The organism is Prauserella flavalba (genome assembly GCF_003202235.1).
Lineage (GTDB): Bacteria > Actinomycetota > Actinomycetes > Mycobacteriales > Pseudonocardiaceae > Prauserella_A > Prauserella_A flavalba.
On record NZ_MASU01000002.1, the window covers coordinates 291,395 to 313,480 of the forward strand.

A 22,086-nucleotide genomic window follows, 5' to 3' on the forward strand; every position below is an offset into this window, starting at 1 on the left:
CGATGTCGGGTGTCCCGCTCACCAGCGCCCAGTCCGGAATCTGGCTCGCCCAGCAGATCGCACCGGACGATCCGGTCTACAACATCGCCTGGTACCTGGAGATTCGCGGCGAGGTGGACCTCAGCCGGCTCTCCTCCTCGGTGGCTCAGGCGATGGCCGAGGCCGAGAGCGTGCACGTGCGCTTCGCCGACGTCGGGGGAACGCCCCGGCAACTATCCGCACCGGTGGACCCGGCGCCGTCGGTGGTCGACTTCCGCGATGAGGTCGATCCGGTCGCCGCGGCGACCGAGTGGATGCGCCGCGAGCGCCGGGCCGTCACCGATCTCGAGAACGGCCCGGTGTTCGCCCACGCGCTGCTGCTGCTCGGCGAGCGGGTCTGGTGGTACCAGCGCTACCACCACCTCGTGATGGACGCCTACGGTTGCCTGCTCGTCACGCAGCGGGCCGGTGACCTCTACGCCGGTGCCGAGGGGAACCGGTTCGGCCCGCTGTCGGCACTCGCCGACGCCGATGCCGCGTATCGCGGTTCCGATCGGTACACAGTGGACCGTTCCTTCTGGCACGAGCGGCTCGCCGACCGGCCGGAGCCCGCGCGCCTGCTGGACCGCGCGCCCGGCGCCGAGGTGCGGCGCCGTACGGTCGAGCTGTCCCGGAAACGCACCGATGCCCTTCGTGAGCTGGGTGTCCGGTGTGGACAGCGAATGTCCAGGGTCGCGCTCGCGGCCGTCGCCGCCTACACCCACCGCGCCACCGGGGCGTCCGACGTCGTGCTCGGCGTGCCGGTCCCGGCGCGGCCGGAGCCGCAGACGCGCGTCGTGCCCGGCATGGCGTCGAACGTGCTGCCGCTGCGGCTCACCGTACGGCCGTGGACCACGCCGTCGGGGCTGATCGCCGCCGTGGACGAGGGCATCGCCGCGCTCACGGCACACGGCCGCTACCGCGGTGAGGACCTCGCCCGCGAGCTGGGCTTCGCCGACGGGCTCGCGCAGCTCATCGGCCCCACCGCCAACTTCATCGGCTTCAGCAGGGACCTGAGCTTCGCCGGTGCCGCCGCCGACTTCCGCGACCTCGCGCTCGGCCCAGTCACCGACCTCTCCATCACCTGCTGCGAGCGCTGGGCCGACTACGGCCTGCTGATCGAGCTGGACGGCGCGTGCGACGACGCCACGCTCGCCGAGCACGAACGCCGCTTCCTCGCCGTGCTCGACGCGATGGTCGAGGCGCCGCGGCGCCCGCTCGGCACGATCGAGCTGCTGCCCCCGGCGGAACGCACCCGGCTGCTGGAGGACCTCGGCGCCGACGAGTGCGAGGTCGACGAACTGACCTGGCCCGACGCCTTCGAACGGCAGGTGCGGCGCTCGCCGGACGCGATCGCGGTGGTGTGCGAGGAGGAACGGCTCACCTACGCCGAGCTGAACGCCGCGGCCAACCGGCTCGCCCGCTCGCTGCGGGAGCAGGGCGTGGGCGCGGAGGACGTCGTCGGCGTCGCGCTGCCGCGCTCGGCGGATCTGGTGGTCGCGCTGCTCGGGGTGCTCAAGGCGGGCGCGGCGTACCTGCCGCTGGACGCCGACCACCCGCAGGAGCGGCTCGACTACATGGTCGCCGACGCCGGCGCGAAGCTCGTCCTGTCCACTGTGGACCACGCTGAGCTGGCCGGGTACGACGACACCGACCTCGGCCTGCCGATCTCGCTGCACCAGGCCGCCTACGTGATCTACACGTCCGGTTCGACGGGCAGGCCCAAGGGCGTGGTCGTGTCCCACGAGGGCGTCGGCAGCCTCGTCGAGACCGCGATCGCGCGCCTGGGTGTGGACGCCACGAGCCGGGTCGCGCAGTTCGCCTCCGTGGGCTTCGACGTCGCGGTGTGGGACCTCACGATGTCGCTGTGCGTCGGCGGGCGGAGCATCGTGGTGCCCACCGAGCGGCGCGTCGCGGGCCCCGAGCTCACGGAGTACCTGACGGCGCAAGGCGCGACGCACATGATCCTCCCGCCGTCGCTGGTCGCCGCCCTGCCCGCGGAATGCGAGCTGCCCGAGGGCGGCGTGCTCGTGGTGGGCACCGAGACCGTGCCGCCGGAGCTGATCACGCGCTGGGCCAAGCGGATGCGCGTGGTCGCCGCGTACGGCCTCACCGAGGCGACCGTCAACTCCACGCTGTGGCAGGCCGAGCAGGACTGGCTCGGCGCGGTGCCGATCGGGGTCCCGGACCCGAACACCAGGGCCTATGTGCTCGACTCGGCGCTGCGGCCCGTCGGCGTCGGCGTGATCGGTGAGCTGTACGTCGGCGGCCGGGGCCTCGCCCGCGGCTACCGGGGCAGGCACGGGCTGACCGCGGAGCGGTTCGTGGCCGACCCGTTCGGCCCGCCGGGCGCCCGCATGTACCGCACCGGTGACCGGGTGCGGTGGAGGGTGGACAACTCGGACGCGGAGCGTCTCCGCTTGGGCGGTGGGGGGAGACGGGCGGGCCGCAATCTCGACTTCCTGGGCCGCTCGGACAACCAGGTCAAGATCCGCGGATACCGCATCGAACCCGGCGAGGTCGAGTCCGCGCTGCTGGCCCATCCCGAGGTGGCGCAGGCGGCCGTCGTCGCGCGGGAGGACCACCGCGGGGTGCGGCGCCTTGTCGGCTACGTCGTCGGCGACGCGGAGCCCGAGGCTGCGAAGGCGTTCGTCGCGGAGAGCCTGCCCGAGTACCTGGTGCCCACGGTGGTGCTCCGCCTCGACGAGCTGCCCTTGACGCCCAACGGCAAGGTCGACCGGGCCGCGCTGCCCGCGCCGGACTGGACGGGCCTCGCTGGCGGCGCCGCGCCCACGACGCCGAGGGAACGCACACTCGCCGCGCTGTTCGCGGAGATCCTCGACCTGCCGAGTGTCGGCGTGCACGACAGCTTCTTCGAGCTGGGCGGCGACTCGATCGTCGCGATCCAGCTCGTCGGCAGGGCCCGCAAGGCCGGTCTGGCGTTGACGCCCCGCGACGTGTTCGCGCACCGCACCGTTGCCGCGCTCGCCGAGGTCGCGGGCACCCCCTCGGCGTCCGCGGAAGTGGAGCTGGACGACGAGGCCCTGCCGGTGTCGCCGTTGCAGAGCGGCTTCTACTTCCACTCGCGCTTCGACGAGACCGACTCCTACGTGGTGCAGGAGGTGCTGGAGCTCGCCGAGGGCGTCGACCCCTCGGTGCTGCGGGCACGGTTGCAGCGGCTGCTCGACCGGCATCCACTGCTGCGCGCCGGGTTTCACCAGCTGCCCGACGGACGGGTCGTGCAGCGGATTCCCGAGCACGTTGAGCTCCCGTGGCGGGAGGCCCCGGAACTGGAGGCGGCGCTGGATGCGGATCGCGCCGAGGGCTTCGACCTCGCCGAGCCGCCGTTGCTCCGTGCGACCCTCGTGGGCGGTTCGCGACTGGTGCTCACGCTGCACCACATCGTCGCCGACGGCTGGTCGGTGTCGGTGCTGCTGAGTGAGCTGGCCACCGACGACCTTCCGCCCGCACCCGACCACCGGCCCTACCTCGCGTGGCTGGCGAGCCGCGACCACGACGCGGCGCTGGCCGCCTGGCGATCCGCACTGTCCGATGTGGAGCCGACCCGGCTCGTGGAGCACGCGGGCGAGGAACCCGGCAGCGTCGTCGTCGACGTTCCCGAGGACCTCACGACCGCGCTGACCGAGACCGCGCGCGCCAGGGGGCTGACCTTGAGCACGCTGGTGCACGGCGCGTGGGGCCTGCTGCTGAGCGGGCTGACCGGCCGGTCCGACGTGGTGTTCGGCAGCACCGTCTCCGGCCGCGGCCTCGATCTCGAGGGCATCGAGTCGGCGGTGGGCCTGTTCATCAACACCGTGCCCGCGCGGCTGCGGCTGCGTGGCGGCGACTCGCTCGGCACGGCGCTGGAGCGCTGGCAGCACGAGCAGGCCGCGCTGCTCGACCACCAGCACGTCGCACTCGCCGACCTCCAGCGCGGCACCGGCGAACTGTTCGACACGCTCGTGGTGGTGGAGAACCAGCCCGTGCACACCGAACCGGGGCTCTTCACCGGCGCCGAGGTCCGCGACGCCGTGCACTACCCGCTCGCGCTGATCGCGCACCCCGGGCAGCGGCTGCGGCTGGAGCTCAAGCACCGCATCGGCGAGGCAGGCGCACGGGACATCGCCGACCGCTACCTCGGCGTGCTCACCGCGCTCACCGAGCCCGACCGGCGGGTCGCCGACCTGGACCTGCGCACCGAGGCGGAACGCGCGCGCACCGACGACACCGGGCACCCGGTGCCCGAGGGCACACTGACCTCGTTGTTCGCGGACCAGGTGGCCCGCACGCCCGACGCGACGGCCGTGGTGTTCGAGGACACGCGACTGTCCTATGCGGAGCTGAACTCCCGCGCCGAGGCGCTCGCGCGCAGGCTCCGCGCCAGGGGAGCGGGGCCGGAAGCGCTCGTGGCCGTGGCCGTACCCCGCTCGGCCGAGCTGATGGTCGCGCTGCTGGGCGTACTCAAGTCCGGCGCCGCGTACCTGCCGGTGGACCTCGACTACCCGGCCGAGCGCATCGCCTTCATGCTCGCCGACTCCGGCGCGCGGCTCGCCGTAACCCTGCCGGGCACGGAGCTGCCGGGCGAGGTCGAACGGGTCGTGCTCGGCGAGGACGAGACCGTCGCCGACACGCCCGTGGTCGCCGCGAAGCCCGACCAGCCCGCGTACCTGATCTACACGTCCGGCTCCACCGGGCGGCCCAAGGGCGTGGTGGTGACCCATCGCGCGATCGTCAACCGGCTCTCGTGGATGCAGGGCCACTACGGGCTCGCCGCCGACGACCGCGTGCTGCAGAAGACGCCGTCGAGCTTCGACGTGTCGGTGTGGGAGTTCTTCTGGCCGCTGCTGGAGGGCGCGGCCGTGGTACTGGCCCGCCCGGACGGTCACCGCGACCCGGCCTACCTCGCCTCGCTGATCGAGAAGGAGCGCATCACCACGTTGCACTTCGTGCCGTCGATGCTCGCCGCGTTCCTGCAGGTGGTGAAGGACGCCGGGTGGGCCGCGACCCTGCGCAGGGTGTTCTCCAGCGGGGAGGCGCTGCCCGTCGAGTCGGCGACGCGCTGGCGGGTGCTGACCGGAGTGCCGCTGCACAACCTCTACGGACCCACCGAGGCCGCCGTGGACGTGACGTGGTTCCCGTTCGAGGGCGAGGCCGACGGTGTCTCGGTGCCGATCGGGTGGCCGGTGTGGAACACGCGGCTGCACGTGCTCGACGAGTTCCTGCGTCCCGTGCCCGACGGCGTGCCCGGCGAGCTGTACCTCGCGGGCGTGCAGCTCGCGCGCGGCTACCACGACCGGCCGGGGCTCACGGCGACGCGGTTCGTGGCGAACCCGTATGGCCTGGAAGAGAAAACCGCGGCGCGGAGCGCCTCCGTGGGGGGCGGTGGTCGGGCGACGGGTGGGCGCCTTTATCGCACCGGCGACCTGGTCCGACGTCGGCGCGCCGACGGGGCGATCGAGTACCTCGGGCGCACCGACCGGCAGGTGAAGATCCGCGGCAATCGCGTGGAGCTTGGCGAGATCGAGTCCGCGCTCTCGCGGCTGCCCGGCGTCGCGCGGGCCGCGGTGATCGCGCGCGACGGCGCGCTCGTCGGCTATGTCGTGCCCGCGGGGGAGCCCGCCGTCGAGGCGTGGCGCGAGGGGCTCGAGGCGGAACTGCCCGCGAGCATGGTGCCGAGCGCGCTCGTGGTGCTCGACGATCTGCCGCTGACGCCGAGCGGCAAGCTGGACCAGAACGCCCTGCCCGCGCCGGACGTGGTGACTGTGTCCTCCCTGCCGTCGCGGACGCCCCGCAACGAGCGGGAACGGCTGGTGTGCGACGTGGTGGCCTCGGTGCTCGGCCTGCCGGAGGTGGGCGTCGACGACGACTTCTTCGTGCTCGGCGGCGACAGCATCACCTCGATCGCGGTGTCGGCGCAGGCGAGGGAACGTGGGCTCGACCTGAGCCCGCGCGACGTCTTCGAGCACCGGACCCCCGCCGCGCTCGCCGCACACGCCCGGGACGACGTGCGGGAGATCCCGGCCGAGCTGGGCAGCGTGGAGCTGACCGAGCAGGAACGGCGCAGCCTCCCCTCGGACGCCGAGGACGTCTGGCCGCTGTCGCCGTTGCAGGAGGGTCTGTACTTCCACGCCACGTACGACGCCGAGGGCGTGGACGTCTACCAGTCGCAGGAGTCGCTCGACTTCGACCACCGGCTCGACGCCGACCGCCTGCGGGCCGCGTGCGCGACGCTGCTGGCGCGCAACCCGAGCCTGCGCGCGGGGTTCGCGAGCGACGGGCTGCCGAGGCCGGTGCAGTTCATCGCGGCCGGTGCCGAGGTGCCGCTCACCGAGGTGGACCTCACCGAACGGCCGGACGATCTCGACGGGCTGCTCGCCGAGGACCGGCGGCAGCGATTCGACCTCACCAGCCCACCGCTGTGCCGTCTGCTGCTGGTCCGGTTGCCCGGGGGGCGTGACCGGCTCGTCGTGACGCACCACCTCGTGCTCTGGGACGGCTGGTCGGCGTGGCTGTTCCTGGAGCAACTGTTCACGCTGTACGAGCGGGGTGGCGACGACACGGGGCTCCCCGCGCCGGGGTCCTACCGCGACTACCTCGCGTGGCTGGGGCAGCAGGACTCCGAACAGGCGCTGGCGGCGTGGCGGCAGGCATTGCGCGGGCTGGAGGAGCCCACGCTCGTCGCGCCGGCCGACCGCAGCGGCGACCCGGTGATCCCGGCCGACTACGACGCCGTGTTGCCGAGGGAGATCAGCGACCGGCTGCGCGAGGAGGCGCGGCGGCACGGGCTGACCCTGCACACGCTGCTCAGCGCGGCGTGGGGGCTGGTGTTGTCGGGCACGGTCGGGCGGCCGGACGTGGTGTTCGGCGCCGTCGTGGCCGGTCGGCCAGCCGAGGTGCCGAACGTGACGAGCGTGATCGGCATGTTCCTCAACACGGTGCCCTCGCGGGTGCGGTTCGACCCGCGGGAGTCGGTGCTGGAGCTGCTGCGGCGCCTGCAGTCCGAGCGCGCCGCACTGCTGCCGTACGAGTACGTCGGGCTCGGTGAGCTGCAGCGCGAGTCGGGGCACCGGCAGCTGTTCGACACGCTGTTCGTGCTGCGCACGGCCGACGGAGAGGAGCGGCTGGCCCAACTGCACGACCAGCACGGGATCACGTCGGTGTCCAATGTGGATGGCACGCACTTTCCGCTGACGCTGATCGTGACGCCGGAGGAGCGGTTGCGGATCACCCTCGCGGCGCGGCCGGATCTTTTCGACGCCGCCGAGGCGGGTCGCGTGCTGGAGCGGTTCACGACCGTGCTGGAACGGCTCGCCGCCGACGTGACCGCCCCGGTCGCGTCGCTGGACCTGCTGACCGAGGCCGAGCGTGCCGAGCTGCGTGGGGAGCCGGAGCGGCCGATCGGCGACGACACGATCGCCGACCTGCTGGCCGCGCAGGCCGCGCGCACGCCGGGCGAGACGGCACTGGTGTTCGGCGACGAGCGGCTGACCTACGCGGAGCTGGACGAGCGGATCAACCGCCTTGCCCGTCTGCTGCTGTCGCGCGGTGCCGGCCCGGAACAGGTGGTGGCCCTCGCGCTGCCGCGCTCGATCGACATGGTGGTGGCCCTCTTCGCGGTGCTGCGCACCGGTGCGGCGTACTTGCCGCTCGACCTGGATCACCCCGCGGAGCGCCTCATCCACATGCTGGAGGACACGAACCCTCTCTGCGTGCTCACCACAACCAACTGCAGTGAAGGTGGCCTTCACTGCAGTCAGAGGGTGCTGCTGGATCACGCGGACGTGGTTGCGGAGTTGCGGAGGGTATCCGGGGAGCCCATCGGCGACCACGAGCTTTCGGCTTCGTTCGGCAAGGGTTCCGCCGGGCGGCTCGAGTACCCCGCCTACGTCATCTACACGTCCGGCTCCACCGGGCGGCCCAAGGGCGTCGTCACCCCGTACCGCGGGCTCACGAACATGCAGCTCAACCACCGCGAAGCGATCTTCGCCCCCGCCATCGAGTCGGCGGGCGGGCGGCGGCTGCGCATCGCGCACACGGTGTCGTTCGCCTTCGACATGTCGTGGGAGGAGCTGCTGTGGCTCGTCGAGGGCCACGAGGTGCACGTCTGCGACGAGGAGTTGCGCCGCGACGCCGAGGCGCTGGTCGCCTACTGCGACGAGCACCGCATCGACGTCGTCAACGTGACGCCCACGTACGCCCAGCTCCTGCTGGAGGAGGGGCTGCTGGACGGTCATGTGCCGCCGCTCGTGCTGCTCGGCGGCGAGGCCGTTTCCGACGCCGTGTGGACCACGCTCGCGGACACCGAGGGCACCTACGGCTACAACCTCTACGGGCCCACCGAGTACACGATCAACACCCTCGGTGCATCCACAGCGGACAGTTCTACCCCGGCGGTGGGCAAGCCCATCTGGAACACGCGCGCCTACATCCTCGATCCCTTCCTGCGGCCCGTGCCGCCGGGAACTCCGGGTGAGCTGTACATCGCAGGCGTCGGCCTCGCCCGCGGTTACCACAACCGTCCGGGGCTCACCGCCGAGCGGTTCGTGGCGAACCCCTATGCACCGGGCCGCATGTACCGCACCGGGGACCTCGTGCGGCAGCGACCGAGCAGCGGCATCATCGACTTCCTCGGCCGCACCGACGACCAGGTGAAGATCCGCGGCTACCGCGTTGAGCTGGGCGAGATCGAGGCCGCGCTCGCCGCCCACCCGGCCGTCACGCATGCCGCCGTGGTCGTCAACGAGCAGCGTCTCGTCGGCTACATCGTGGCCGATGGCGAGTTCGACTGGCGCGAGCACCTGAAAGCGCGCCTGCCGGACTACATGGTCCCGGCCGCTGTCGTGACCGTCGAGCACCTGCCGCTGACCGTCAACGGCAAGCTCGACGTCAAGGCCCTTCCGGCACCGTCGCTCGGTGCCGCCAGGGAGAGCAGGCCGCCGCGCACCCGCGAGGAGAAGGTGCTGTGCGGCCTGTTCGCCGAGCTGCTCGGCGCCGAGGGCGTCGGCATCGACGACAGCTTCTTCGACCTGGGCGGGCACTCGCTGCTCGCGACACGCCTGGTCAGCAAGGCCCGCACGGCGCTGGACGCGGAACTGTCCATTCGCGACCTGTTCGAGGCACCGACCGTGGCCGAGCTGGTGAGCCGCATCGGCGGCCCCGCCAGGCCGGCCCTCGTCGCCGGTGAACGGCCCGCCGAGCTGCCCGCTTCCGCCGCGCAGCAACGATTGTGGGTCATCCAGAACATGGAGGAGACCTCCTCGGCCTACAACTTCCCGCTCGTGGTCCGCCTGCGCGGGACGCTGGACCTCGGCGCGTGGCGGGCGGCGCTGGGGGACGTCGTCGCCCGGCACGAGGCGCTGCGCACCGTGTTCACCGAGCGCGACGGCGTGCCGTTCCAGCGCGTGGTCGAGGACGCCGAACCGGTGGTGGAGGTCCACGACACCACCGAGCAGGCGCTGAGCGAGTTCGTGCGCGAGGCCGTGGCGCGGCCGTTCGACCTGGCCGCGGAGCTGCCGATCCGGTGCACGATCGCGCGGCTCGCCGCCGACGACCACGTGGTGGTGCTCCTGTTGCACCACATCACCACCGACGAGTGGTCCGACCGGCCGTTCCTGCGTGACCTCTCCGCCGCCTACGCCGCACGCACAGCGGGCACCGCGCCGGAGTGGAGCCCGCTTCCCGTGCAGTACGCCGACTACGCGCTGTGGCAACAGCGCCTGCTCGACGTCGTCGGCGAGGAGCAGCTCACCTACTGGCGGTCCACGTTGGACGGAGCGCCGGAGGAACTGGAGCTGCCCACCGACCGGTCCCGGCCCGCGCGCCCGACGTTCAGCGGCGCGGACCTGGAGATCGAGCTGGACCCCGCGACCTGCGAGCGGTTGCGCGCGCTCGGGCAGGACACCGGAGCGAGCATGTTCATGCTGCTGCACGCGGCCGTCGCCGCGCTGCTGCACCGCATGGGCGCCGGCGAGGACATCCCGCTCGGCGCGCCCATCGCGGGCCGGGCCGACGAGGCGCTCGACGACCTCGTCGGCTTCTTCGTCAACACGCTCGTGCTGCGCACGGACCTGTCCGGCTCGCCGAGCTTCGCGGAGCTGGTGCGGCGCGTGCGGGAGACCGACCTCGCCGCGTTCTCCCACGCGGACGTGCCGTTCGAGGCCGTCGTGGAGCGGCTCAACCCGGCACGCTCGCTCGCGCGCAACCCGCTGTTCCAGGTGATGATCGGCTACCACGGCCGCACGGGCGAGGAGCTGGAGTTGCCCGGCCTGCGCGCGGAGTTCGTGCCGTACGCGACCGAGACGGCGAAGTTCGACCTCGTGTTCAGCTTCACCGAACGGTTCGACACCGGGCGCGTGAGCTGCCGCATCGAGTACAGCACCGAGCTGTTCGACGCCGAGACCGTGGCCCGGCTCGGCGAACGGCTCGGCAGGCTGGTCGACGTCGTCGCGCAGCGGCCGCAGGCGAGTATCGCCGAGGTGGACGTGCTCGCCGAGGACGAGCGGCACCTGGTACTGGAGGGCTTCAACGCCACCGGGCGCGTGGTGCCCGAGGCGTCGCTGCCGGAGCTGTTCGCGCGGCAGGTCGCCGAGCAGCCGGACGCCGTGGCCGTGGTGGAGCGCGATCGCCAGGTGACGTACGCGCAGCTCAATGAGCGGGCCAATCGCATCGCGCGGCTGCTCGCCGAACGCGGCGTCGCCGCCGAGAGCGTGGTCGGGGTCGCCGTGCCGCGCTCGATCGACACGATCGCCACGGTGCTCGCGACGGTGAAGCTCGGTGCCGCGTTCCTGCCGTTGGACCTCACGCACCCCACCGACCGGCTCGCTTACCTGATCGGCGACTCGGGGGCGCGCCTCGTGGTGGGCACGCCCTCGGTGGCGGAGAAGATCCCCGACGTCGCGCCGATCCTGTTGCTGGACGGCGAGATCGACCGCGACGGGTCCGAACTGGACCTCCCGGCGCCCTCGCTCGACCAGGCCGCCTACGTGATCTACACGTCCGGCTCCACCGGCACGCCGAAGGGCGCCGTCGTGCCGCACGACGGCATCGCGAGCCTCGTCGCGACCGCCATCGACCGCATGGGGCTCCAACCCACGTCGCACGTGCTGCAGTTCGCGTCGATCGGTTTCGACGTGTTCGTGTTCGAGCTGGCGATGGCGCTGTGTCACGGCGGGCGGCTCGTGCTGATCCCCGAGGAGGCGCGCGTCGCGGGCACGGCGCTCACCGACTTCCTGCGCGAGCAGGCGGTGACGCACCTGATCCTGCCGCCGTCGCTGGTGTCGGCGCTGCCGCCGGAGGCCGAGCTCCCGCGTGGGTCGACGATCCTGGTGGGCACCGAGACCGTGCCGCCGGACCTGATCGACCGCTGGGCGGGCAGGCTGAACCTCATCGCGGCGTACGGGCTCACCGAGGCGACCGTCAACTCCACGCTGTGGCCCGCCAAGCGAGGCTGGCGGGGTCCGGTTCCGATCGGCGTGCCCGACCCGAACACCGTCTGTTACGTGCTCGACGCCCACCTGCGGCCGGTGCCGCCGGGTGTGGTCGGCGAACTGTACGTGGCGGGCCGCGGGCTCGCGCGTGGGTATCTCGGGAGGCACGGGCTCACGGCGGAACGGTTCGTGGCGAACCCGTTCGGGGCTCCGGGTTCCCAGATGTACCGCACCGGTGACCGGGCGCGCTGGCGGTCCGATGGGAACCTGGACTTCCTCGGCCGCGTGGACGGTCAGGTGAAGATCCGCGGCTTCCGCATCGAGCTCGGCGAGATCGAGGCCGCGCTCACCGCGCACCCAGCGGTGAGCCAGGCGGCCGTGGTCGCCGACCGCAAGGGCGACATCGTGCGGCTGGCCGGCTACGTCGTGGCGGACGGGGACGTGGACTGGCGCGAGCACCTGCGTGCGCGGCTGCCGGAGTACATGATCCCCGCGCTGGTGATGCGGCTCGACGGGCCACTTCCGTTGACGCCCAACGGAAAGCTCGACCGCAAGGCGCTGCCCGCGCCGGACTGGGCGTCGCTCACGGGCGACGCGCGCCCGGCGACGGAGGAGCAGCGGGTGCTCGCGGGGCTGTTCGGCGAGATCCTCGGGCTCGACGACGTCGGCGTGCACGACGACTTCTTCGAGCTGGGCGGGCATTCGATGTCGTCGATGCGGCTGCTGGGCCGCATCCGCTCGGCGTTCGGGGTCGACCTGACGATCAGGGACGTCTTCGACGCGCCGACCGTCGCCGGCATCGCGGGCAAGCTGGCAGGCGGATCGCGGCACCGGCCGACCCTCAGGCACCGGGAACGTCCCGCGACGGTTCCGCTCGCGCCGGTGCAGCGCTGGCAGTGGAACCTCCACCGCGGGCACCCCGGCTACGACCACGCCCTCGCCCTGCGTTCCCGCGACGGCTTCGACGCCGACGCGCTCGCGGCGGCGTGGCGGGACGTAGCCCTGCGGCACGAACCGCTGCGCACCCGGTTCGACGGCGGGGTGCAGCGGCTCGGTGAGCCACCGGAACTGGTGGTGGAGTCCGATGTGGACGTCGAGGCACGGCTGGCTGAACTCGCGGCACAGCGGCCCGAGGAGCCCGGCGTGCGGGTCCACCTGCTGCGCGGCGAGTTCGAGCAGGCACTGCTGCTGACCATGCACTACCTCGCCGTCGACGAATGGTCCGTGGTGCCGCTCATGCGGGACCTCAGCACCGCGTACGCGGCCCGATCAGCGGGGGAGGAACCGGGGTGGGAGCCGCTTCCGGTGACCTATGCCGATTACACGCGGTGGTCCGAGGAACTGCGAGCCGAGGTGGGGCCGGCCCAGCTCGACTACTGGCGGGAGACCCTGCGCGATGTCCCGCCTGTGGTGTTGCCCGGCGAGGGCGGACGCGGTGACGGGGGTGCGGGGGTGGTGCCGTTCGTGCTCGACGCCGACCTGCACGCCGCGATCGACCGGACCGCGCGGGCCAATGGCGCCAGCATGTTCATGGTGCTGCAGGCGGCGTTCGCGACGGTGCTCGCCGCGAACGGAGCCGGGACGGACCTGGCGATCGGCACGATCGTCGCGGGCCGCACCGAGGAGGCGCTCGCCGATCTCGTCGGCTGCTTCTTCAACACGGTGGTGCTGCGCACGGACGTGTCGGGCTCGCCGAGCGTCCCCGAACTGCTGGCGCGCGTGCGGCGGACCAACCTCGCCGCGCTGGAGCGCCAGGACGTGCCCTTCGACGACGTCGCGAACGCGCTCGGCTGGCGCCCGAGGGTGCTCATGGTGCATCACGAGCAGGCCCGGCTCTCCGAGTTGGAGGGCGGGCACGGCGAGCTCGTGGCCGTGCCGACGGGCGTCGCGAAGGCGGACCTGACCCTGAGCTTCTACGAACCGCAGGGGGAGGGCGAGGTGCACTGCTACCTCGGTTACGCGACCGGTGTGCTGACGGAGGCGACCGTCGAACGGCTCGCCGGTGAACTGCGCACCGTGCTGGAAGAGATCACAAGGAGGCAATCGTGACCAACCCGTTCGAGGACCCGGACGGTCGCTACTACGTGCTCGTGAACGACGAGGAGCAGCACTCGCTGTGGCCGTCGTTCGTGGACGTTCCGGCCGGCTGGCGGATCGTGTTCGGGGAGGGCACCCGTGACGCGTGCCTCGCCTACGTCGAGGAGAACTGGACCGACCTGCGTCCGGCGAGCATCCGCTAGGCCAACACGAGGTCGAGGGCCAGCGCCGTCACGACGGCGCTGGAGAGCAGGGCCGTGCAGAGGCGTCCGCGCGGGCTCGTGACGGCGCGGCCCAGCATCGCGCCGCCGCACGCGAGCAGTAGTTGCCAGCTCGCCGAGGCGGCGAAGGCCGCGGCCACGAACGCGGTGGCGGTGGCCGGGGTCGCCGCGATGGTGGTGACGTCGCCGAGTACGAGCGCGGCGAAGTAGACGATCGTCGCCGGGTTGAGCACGGTGATGCCGAGCAGGCTCGCGTAGGCCCGCGCCGCCGACGTCGCGCGCACCTCGGCGGGCTCGGCTTGCTCGCGGTGACGCCGGATCGCCGAGACGGCGACGGCCGCGGCGATGGCGACGAGCACGATCGCCGATGCCCAGCGCAGCGGCACCGTGATGGGCTCGATCAGCGTCGCGAGGGCGGAGCCGTCGAGCACGGCGGCGAGCGCGTAGGCGCCGTCGGCGGTCGCGATGCCGAGCGCGGCGCTGACGCCGACGCGCAGCGAGGTGCGTGCGGTGAGCGCGACGAGGTACGCGCCGACGGCGCCGACGGGAATCGCGATGCCGTAGCCGGCGACCAGCCCCGCGACGAGCGCGGCGGTCACGGTCGCGTGGCTGTCGACCTCCGCCGGTGGGTGACCTGCTGCTTCGCCGTCGCGCAGGTGGCGGCGGTCGAGGGCAGCGGGCGACGTCCGGTGGTGGTCATGCAGGGGATGCTGTCGGCCGGACGGGGCGGCGAGCAACAGGTTATTAGAACTGTTCGACGTTCGGTATTGACCGAACACCGAACACGCGCGATGCTGGTCGTATGGACTTCGAGGCCCTCGTGGTCGACGCCTTCGCGGAACTGGGCGTCGAAGCTCGGCCGTCCGGTGGAGCGTCTGGTCCGAACATCGACCTCATCGTGGACCCGGATGGCGTCGCGTCGGCTATCCAGCTGTTGCATCGCGCGTTGGTGACCGACGACGTGGCCGTGCGACTGCTCGCGGAGGTGGTGCCCTCGGATGCCGCCCTCTTCGTCGTTGCCGACCGGGTCACCGACACGGCGCGAAGGGTGCTGACCTCCAGCCGTGGCGGCTACTTCGATCTACGTGGGCGGTTGGCGCTCCGCACGGCTGGCATGGTGATCGACGCCGAGGTGGAGCCGGTCAAGGAGCGCGCCGAGCGGACCGACGCGCTCGCCGGCAGCGCTGGACTTGAAGTCGCGACGGCGCTTCTGCTGCATCCCGAGCGTGCGGTGAAGGTCCGGGCGTTGGCACGTGAGCTGGGACGATCTCCGAGCACGGTCTCCGAGGTACTCGCCGCACTCCGGCGTGATGGCTTGATTGGCACCGACAGCGCGGTCGCCGACACGCGCTTGTTCTGGCAAGTCGCCGCACGTTGGTCCACTCCACGTACTTTGCTCGCCACCTTGCCAGTGCAGGGCGATGTCGGCCTGGGGACACCGCTGCGACTTGGCCTCGATGACATCGATCACGAGTCCGGGTGGGCGTTGACCGACTCGGCTGCCGCAGTCGCCTACGGTGCGCCGTTGGCGTTCCGGTCCGATCATGTGCTCGACTTCTTCGTACCCGACCGGTCGATCCTCCGGAGGGCGACGACCCTCCTCGGCGCGGCCCCTTCCGCTTCGCAAGCAAGGGCCACGGTGCGGGTCGCACCGGTACCAGCGGTCGTGCGGAACAGGGTCGGCGCGGCGGGGAAGGGCGCCGACTGGCCGCTTGCGCATCCGTTGTTCGTCGCGCTCGACCTCGCGCAGGATGCCGGCCGGGGCCGCGAGGTCCTCGAGATGTGGACGCCCGATGGCCGGTGGACCCGTGTCTGGTAGATCCGTCACGTTCGTGGGAGACGCGATGGCAGCCGTCGTTCAAGGTGCGATCGAAGTCCGCAGGCTCATCGGCCAACCACCTGTCATCGTCGGCGGGCTGGCGGTCTTGTCGCGCCTATCGCAGCCGCACCGTGTCACCGTTGACCTGGACGTGGTCGATCGGCTGCACGGCGAACTGCCTCATCTCGAAGTGCTTCGCGCCTCCAACGGAGCGGAGCCGGTCGAACCTGCGGCTGTTCTGCTCCCCACGGCGTATGGCGCGGTGAAGGTCGATGTGCTCGAAGTGCGGCAGGTGGAACTCGATCAGCCGAGCGACGACCCCGGCGACCGGCTCCATGCGTCGGCGCACGCCTGGGCCAGCGACACCGCTACCAACGTCGCCTTCGAAGTGACCCGGACTGGTGGCGAGCCGATCGCGGTCACAACGCCGGTCGCCGAACCTGGACCGCTGATCGCGATGAAGCTCCAAGCGGTGATGAACCGCTCGAACCACAAACAGGGAACCGATCTGCTCGACATCATGCGGCTCACCTTCGACCCGGCGACCCGGCCGGCTGCGCTGTCCCAACTCGGGTCCGTCGACGGGGCTGTCGCACACGACGTTGCGTTGCACGTCGGCCACTGGTTTGGGAGCAGGCGTCAGGAGTCGCTGCAGCGGATTCGCGGCGCCGGAGGGGGAGACGTCACTCTGGACGATGTCGACCTCGTGATGGAGCTGCTGAACTCCGCCGTGTCGCGCCTGTGACCGACTGGGCGGTCCTGAGCGCACAACTCGGCGTCGGGAACGCACAACTCGGCGTCCTGAGCGTACGACTCGCGGTCGGGAACGTACGACTCGCGCGGGCATCGGCTACTCGCGTTGGTCGGACCAGGCGGCCCACAGGGCCGCGTAGCGGCCGTTCGCCGCCACCAGTTCCTCGTGCGTGCCGGTTTCCACCACCTTGCCCGCGTCGAGCACCACGATCCGGTCCGCCGCGGCGGCCTGCGTCAGGCGGTGGGCGACCACGAGGCCCGTGCGGCCCTCGAGGGCCCGCGCCGCCGCCTTCTCCAGGACCTTCGCGCCCGCGCTGCCCGCCTCCGCGGTCGCCTCGTCGAGGATCGCGATCGGCGGGTCGGCCAGCACCAGGCGCACGAGGGCCAGCTGCTGAGACTGGGTCACCGTCAGCCGGTGCGCGCCCTCACCCACCATTGTGGACAGTCCGTCCGGGAGTGCGTCGACCCACGGCAGAGCGCCGACCTTCTCCAATGCCGCCCGCAGCTCCTCGTCGGTCGCGTCGGGTTTGGCCAGGCGCAGGTCCTCGGCGAGCGTGCCCGCGAAGACGTGCACCTCCTGGCTGATGAGGGCCACCGTGCGGCGCGTTCCCGCGTGTCCGAGGTCGTCGAGACCCACCCCGCCCAGGGCGAGCGAGCCCGACGTCGGCCGGTGGATGCCGGCGATCAGCTTCGCGAGCGTCGTCTTGCCCGCACCGCTCGCGCCGACGAGAGCGACCCGTTCCTCGGGGGTGATGTCCAGATCGACGTCGCGCAGCACGTCGTGGCCGGCGACGTAGGCGTGGCTCACCGCGGCCGCCTTCACCGACGCGTCCACGGGCACCGCGGGCCGCTCCGGCTCCCGCTCGGTGGGCAGGTCCGCGACGCCGACCAGGCGGGCGAGGCTCGCCGCCGCCGACTGGGCGTCGTCCACGAGCGCCAGCGCCGCGTTGATCGGGTTGAAGAGACTGTGGAAGTACAGCGCGGCCGCCGTCGCCGTGCCGATCGTGGCGGTGCCGTTGCCCACCAGCACGAAACCGGCCACGAGGATCGCCGAGAGGCCGACGAACTCGGCGAGGTTGAGCCGCGAGAAGAACCGGGTCATCAGCCGCACGGCGCGCATGGTCACGTCCACCACCGTCTGGGACCGCTCGCGCACCCGCTCGACGTGCTCGCCGGTGAGCCGGAACGCCCGCACCGTGCGCGCGCCGCCGACCGTGTCGAGCAGCTGCTGTTGCTGGGCCCCGTCCTGGACGCGTTGGTGGGCGTACAGCGGGATCGCGCGCCGCACGTACCAGCGCACCGTGTAGAGCTGGATCGGCGCCGCGAGCAGCGCGGCCAGCAGGAACCGCCAGTCCAGCAACGCGAGCCCGCCCAGCGTGAGCACGATCGTCAGCGCGGAACGCCCCAGCTCAGGCAGTGCCTCACGCACCGACTTGGCGATCACGGCGACGTCGTTGGTGACCCGCGAGGTCAGATCGCCCGACCCGGCCAGCTCGACGCGCTCCAGCGGCTGGCTCAGCGCGCGCTCGATGAAGCGTTCCCGCAGGCTCGCGAGCATGCTCTCGCCGAGCCGCGAGACCAGCGCGAGCCCCCACGCGTTGCCGGCGCCCCTGGCGAGCGCGACCACCACCAGCAGCACCACGGGCAGGGTGAAGTCCGTGCTGCCCTCGGCCACCAGGTCGACGATGTGGCCGAGCAGCGGGGCCGTGAGCAGCCCGACGCCCGTCGCCGCGGTCAGCACGCCGAACGCGGAGAACGCCAGCAGCCGCCGGGGCCGCAGCAGCTCGCCGACGGCGGAGGCGGTGCGCCTGCCCGTCGCGGTCGGCAGCAGCTCGCGTTCGCTCATGACAGCACCGCCGATCGGTAGCCGGGATTGGCGTGGACGAGCTCGGCGTGCGTGCCCTGCGCGCCGACGGCGCCGCCGTCGAGCACCACGACACGATCGGTGACGGCGAGCAGCGCGGGGCTTGTGGTCACCAGCACGGTGGTACGGCCCTGCCGGACCTCCCGCAGCTCACCGGCGATGCGGGCCTCGGTCACCGCGTCGACCGCCGTCGTCGGGTCGTGCACCACGAGCACCGGCGGGTCCGCGGCGAGTGCCCTCGCCAGCGCGACGCGCTGCCGCTGCCCTCCGGACAACGACCGCCCGCGCTCGGCGACGAGCGTGTGCACGCCGTCGGGCAGGGTGCGCGCCACCTCGTCGGCCGCCGACGCCGTCAGCGCCCGGTCCACGTCGCGGCTCACGGTCACGACGTTGTCGAGCAGGCTGCCCTCGAAGAGGTCGGCGTCGTGTGCCGCGACGAGCACGGCGCCGCGCAACTCGTGCGGGTCCAGCTCGGTGTAGGCCACGCCGTCGAGCTCCACCGTGCCCGCCGACGGGTCGGCCTCGCGGCCGAGGCAGTCGAGCAGGTGTGCGGCGGCCGCGGGATCGGGGGCGACGACGCCGAGGAACTCGCCCGGCTCGACGTCGAGGTCGAGTGCGTCGAGGCTGCCGTGGGTCACGCCGCGCAGGCGCACCCGGCCCGCGCCGTTCCCGGCGGGCGCACCGGAACCGGACGTCACCGCGGGCGGGGCCGCGAGCACGGAGGCGACGCGCTCCGCCGACGCCCTGCCCTGCGCGAGCTGGCCGTTCACCCACGCGAAGATCTGGAACGGGCCGAGCAGGAACTGCGCGAGGCCCACGGCGGCGACGAGCTCGCCGACCGTGATCGACCCGTTCGCGGCGAGGTGCGCGCCGACGAGGGCCACCACGGCGATGAAGATGCCGGTAAGAGCGAGGATCGCGCCGTCGTGGCCCGCGTGGGCCCTCGCCGCGCGCAGGGTCGCGGCGAGCGAGTCCTGGCTCGTGCGCCGGTAGCGGGCCACGGCGGCGGCCTCGGCGCCGATGCCCTTGAGCACGCGCAGGCCGGACACCAGGTCGGCGGCGACGCCGGAGGCGTGCGCGGCGCGTTCCTGCTCGACGCTGCTGCGCCGCTCCAGCGGCTTGCCGACCAGGTGGGTCAGCCACAGCAGCGGCGGGGTGCCGAGCAGCACCAGCAGCCCGAGCGGCACCGAGATCCGCAGCAGCGACACGGCGCTCACGAGCAGGCCGACGAACCCGGCGACGGCGAACGGCAGCACCGTGTTGACCACGCCGACGCGTTTGGCGTCGCCGGTGGCGATGTTGACGAGCGCGCCGGGCAGCCTGCCCGCCTCGGCGCCGCCGCGCGGATCCAGCACGCGCCGCGCGAGGCGCATGCGCAGGCCATGCGCGGCCTGTTCCGACGCGCGTTCGGCGGCCCTCGCGGCGAACCGGTAGCTCATCGACAGCGCGCCGAACACCACGGCGAGCACCACGATCCAGCGCACGAGCGCGCCGACCGATCCCGTGGAGACGGCCTGGTCGATCACGATGCCGACGATCACGGGCACGAGTGCCTCGCCGCCCTGGTGCACCGAGCCCAGGAAGGCGGCGCCGGCGAGCAGGCGCCGTTGCCCGGACACCGCGTCTCGCAGGACGCTCTTGCCGGTTGGCAACACTGGACCACCTCCGCCTCGGCTGCGGAGGTTAGGCTAGCTTAAGTTCACGCTCGGTCCAGACCGGTGCACGCGAACTTCGTCACGATGGACCAGCCCTCACTCGTTCGGTTAGCCTCACCTTATGTCCCTTGTCACGCCGTCACCACCACGGTCACCTGACGTGGTGGGCTCGCGGCGTACGCCGAACGCGCTCAAGGGCGCCGGCCTGCTGATCGCGCTCGTCGCGCTGGTCCTGCTGGTCCTGCTGAGCATCTGGCTCGGCTCGAAGAGCATCCCGTTCACCGCGACGTGGGACGTGCTCTGGAACAACGATGGCTCCAACGACGCCGTGATCATCCACGAGTACCGGATCCCGAGGACGCTGCTCGGCCTGCTCGTCGGCGCCGCGCTGGGGCTCGCCGGTGCGCTGATGCAGGTGCTCACCCGCAACCCGCTCGCCGACCCCGGCCTGCTCGGCGTCACGATGGGCGCCTCGACCGGGGTCGTGGTCTCGCTCGGGTTCCTCGGCATCGCCTCGGTGCTCGGCTACGTCTGGTTCGCCTTCGCGGGAGCGGCGATCGCCTCGCTCGTGGTGTACGTGATCGGCGCGTCCGGCCGCGGCAGCGCCTCGCCAGAGCGGCTCGTGCTCGCCGGCGCGGCGGTGACGGCCGTGCTCTACGCGTTCAACAGCGCGGTGCTGCTCATGGACCCCGAGGCGTTCGACGAGTACCGCTACTGGCAGGTGGGCTCGCTCGCGGGCCGCTACTACGACGTGCTGATGCCCGTGCTGCCGTTCATCGTCGTGGGCGTGATCGTGGCGCTGCTGCTGATCCGGCCGCTGAACGCGCTCGCGATGGGGGAGGAGCTGGGCCGGGCGCTCGGCGCGCACCCGGACCGAATCCGCGTGGTCGGCGCCGTCGCGATCACGCTGCTCTGCGGCGCCGCGACCGCGGCCGCGGGCCCGATCGCGTTCGTCGGGCTCGCCGTGCCGCACATGGCCCGCCTGATCGCCGGACCCGACCAGCGCTGGGTGCTGCCCTACTCGCTGGTGCTGGCACCGATCCTGCTCGTCGGCTCCGACATCGTCGGCCGCGTCATCGCGCCGCCGTCGGAGGTGCAGGTGGGCATCGTGACCGCGGCGATCGGCGTGCCCGTGTTCATCGCACTGTGCCGGAAACGAAAGCTGGCGAGCCTGTGAACCCCGTGATCACCGGCCGCGTGCTGCGGACCCGGCGCGAGACGCTGTCGCTGCGCGTCGACGGAAGGACCTTCACCGTCTGCGTCGTGACGGTGCTGGCCCTGCTCGCCGTCATGACGGTGACGCTCACGACCGGCGAGTACCCGCTGTCGGTCGGAGAGGTGCTCGGTGCGGTCACCGGCGCCGGCGAGGGTGCCGCCGACTTCATCGTCAACACCCTGCGCATGCCGAGGCTGCTCACGGCGGTGCTCGTCGGCGCGGCGCTCGCGGCGAGCGGCGCGATCCTGCAGGGGCTCACCCGCAACTCGCTCGGCAGCCCCGACATCATCGGCTTCAACAACGGTGCGGCCACCGGTGCGCTGACCGTGATCATCGTGGTCGGCGGCAGCATGTACCAGGTCGCGATCGGCGCGCTGCTCGGTGCGGTGATCACCGCGCTGCTCATCTACCTGTTCTCGTTCACCCGTGGCGTGCAGGGGTTCCGGTTCGTCCTCATCGGAATCGGCCTCAACGCGCTCGCGCTGGCGGTGAACTCCTACCTCATCACGCGCGCGAACCTCTACGACGCGCTCTCGGCGCAGGCGTGGCTGCTCGGCAGCGTCAACGGGCGCGGGTGGGAGCACGTCACCGCCGCGGCGCTCGCGCTCGCCGTGCTGCTGCCGCTCGCGCTGTACCACTCGCGGGCGCTCGCGATGATGGAGCTCGGTGACGACTCGGCGAAGGCGCTCGGCGTCGGCGTGCAGCGCAGCCGCGCCGTGCTGATCGTCACGAGCGTGCTGCTCGCCGCGTTCGCGACGGCGGCGGCCGGGCCGATCGCGTTCGTCGCGCTCGCCGCACCACAGCTCGCCCGCAGGCTCACGCGCTCGTCGTCGCCGGGGCTCGTCTCCTCGGCGCTCATGGGCGCGCTGCTGCTGGCGGCTGGCGACCTGCTGATCCAGCGGATGTTCCCCACGGCGCAGCTCCCGGTCGGCACGGCGACCGGGTGTCTCGGCGGGCTGTACTTGATCTGGTTGTTGGCGTCGGAATGGCGCGGGAAGGCTAGGTACGCATGACGGAAAGACTGCTTGAGGTGGCGGCACCTGTCGTGAGTCCGGAGCGCGCTACGGCCGGAGGCCC

Annotated in this window: 9 protein-coding genes; 6 read left to right on the forward strand and 3 right to left on the reverse strand. The window is 72.3% G+C overall.

The window, feature by feature from the left end:
• Positions 1-2 precede the first annotated feature (2 nt).
• Complete coding sequence (locus tag BA062_RS03805) at positions 3-13,493, forward strand: non-ribosomal peptide synthetase (RefSeq protein ID WP_110334616.1); 13,491 nt, start codon at positions 3-5, stop codon at positions 13,491-13,493.
• Positions 13,490-13,684 (forward strand): MbtH family protein, encoded by a 195-nt coding sequence (locus BA062_RS03810; RefSeq protein ID WP_110334617.1) that lies wholly within the window; start codon positions 13,490-13,492, stop codon positions 13,682-13,684. The genes BA062_RS03805 and BA062_RS03810 overlap by 4 nt, the downstream gene beginning before the upstream one ends.
• On the opposite strand, the gene BA062_RS03815 is transcribed toward BA062_RS03810, so the two are convergent.
• Entirely contained in the window at positions 13,681-14,301 is a 621-nt protein-coding gene (locus BA062_RS03815; protein WP_110334618.1) for a LysE family transporter, read from the reverse strand. The genes BA062_RS03810 and BA062_RS03815 overlap by 4 nt on opposite strands.
• Positions 14,302-14,504: 203 nt before the next feature.
• Between BA062_RS03815 and BA062_RS03820 the strand changes: the two genes are divergently transcribed.
• Positions 14,505-15,521, forward strand: coding sequence for a helix-turn-helix domain-containing protein (locus BA062_RS03820; protein WP_110334619.1), 1,017 nt, complete (start codon positions 14,505-14,507; stop codon positions 15,519-15,521).
• Between the two features lie 25 nt (positions 15,522-15,546).
• Entirely contained in the window at positions 15,547-16,266 is a 720-nt protein-coding gene (locus BA062_RS03825; protein ID WP_110334620.1) for a prevent-host-death protein, read from the forward strand.
• A 105-nt stretch (positions 16,267-16,371) separates the two neighbouring features.
• On the opposite strand, the gene BA062_RS03830 is transcribed toward BA062_RS03825, so the two are convergent.
• The gene (locus BA062_RS03830) at positions 16,372-18,120 is read right to left on the reverse strand and encodes an ABC transporter ATP-binding protein (protein ID WP_110334621.1); all 1,749 of its coding nucleotides are present in this window, start codon (positions 18,118-18,120) and stop codon (positions 16,372-16,374) included.
• Positions 18,117-19,793 (reverse strand): ABC transporter ATP-binding protein, encoded by a 1,677-nt coding sequence (locus tag BA062_RS03835; RefSeq protein ID WP_110334622.1) that lies wholly within the window; start codon positions 19,791-19,793, stop codon positions 18,117-18,119. Before BA062_RS03835 ends, BA062_RS03830 begins: the two co-directional genes overlap by 4 nt.
• 121 nt (positions 19,794-19,914) lie before the next feature.
• Here BA062_RS03835 and BA062_RS03840 point away from each other — a divergent pair, with 121 nt between their 5' ends.
• Together BA062_RS03840 and BA062_RS03845 are read left to right on the forward strand one after the other, a co-directional pair.
• Complete coding sequence (locus tag BA062_RS03840) at positions 19,915-20,970, forward strand: FecCD family ABC transporter permease (RefSeq protein WP_110334623.1); 1,056 nt, start codon at positions 19,915-19,917, stop codon at positions 20,968-20,970.
• Positions 20,967-22,022, forward strand: a complete 1,056-nt coding sequence (locus BA062_RS03845; RefSeq protein WP_245959662.1) for a FecCD family ABC transporter permease — start codon at positions 20,967-20,969, stop codon at positions 22,020-22,022. The genes BA062_RS03840 and BA062_RS03845 overlap by 4 nt, the downstream gene beginning before the upstream one ends.
• The last annotated feature ends 64 nt before the right edge of the window (positions 22,023-22,086 follow it).

Bases quoted from the DNA above. Each gene is read 5' to 3' on its own strand.
- BA062_RS03805 (WP_110334616.1), top strand. From the start codon at position 3: ATGTCGGGTGTCCCGCTCACCAGCGCCCAGTCCGGAATCTGGCTCGCC.
- BA062_RS03820 (WP_110334619.1), top strand. From the start codon at position 14,505: ATGGACTTCGAGGCCCTCGTGGTCGACGCCTTCGCGGAACTGGGCGTC.
- BA062_RS03825 (WP_110334620.1), top strand. From the start codon at position 15,547: ATGGCAGCCGTCGTTCAAGGTGCGATCGAAGTCCGCAGGCTCATCGGC.
- BA062_RS03830 (WP_110334621.1), bottom strand. From the start codon at position 18,120: ATGAGCGAACGCGAGCTGCTGCCGACCGCGACGGGCAGGCGCACCGCC.
- BA062_RS03840 (WP_110334623.1), top strand. From the start codon at position 19,915: ATGTCCCTTGTCACGCCGTCACCACCACGGTCACCTGACGTGGTGGGC.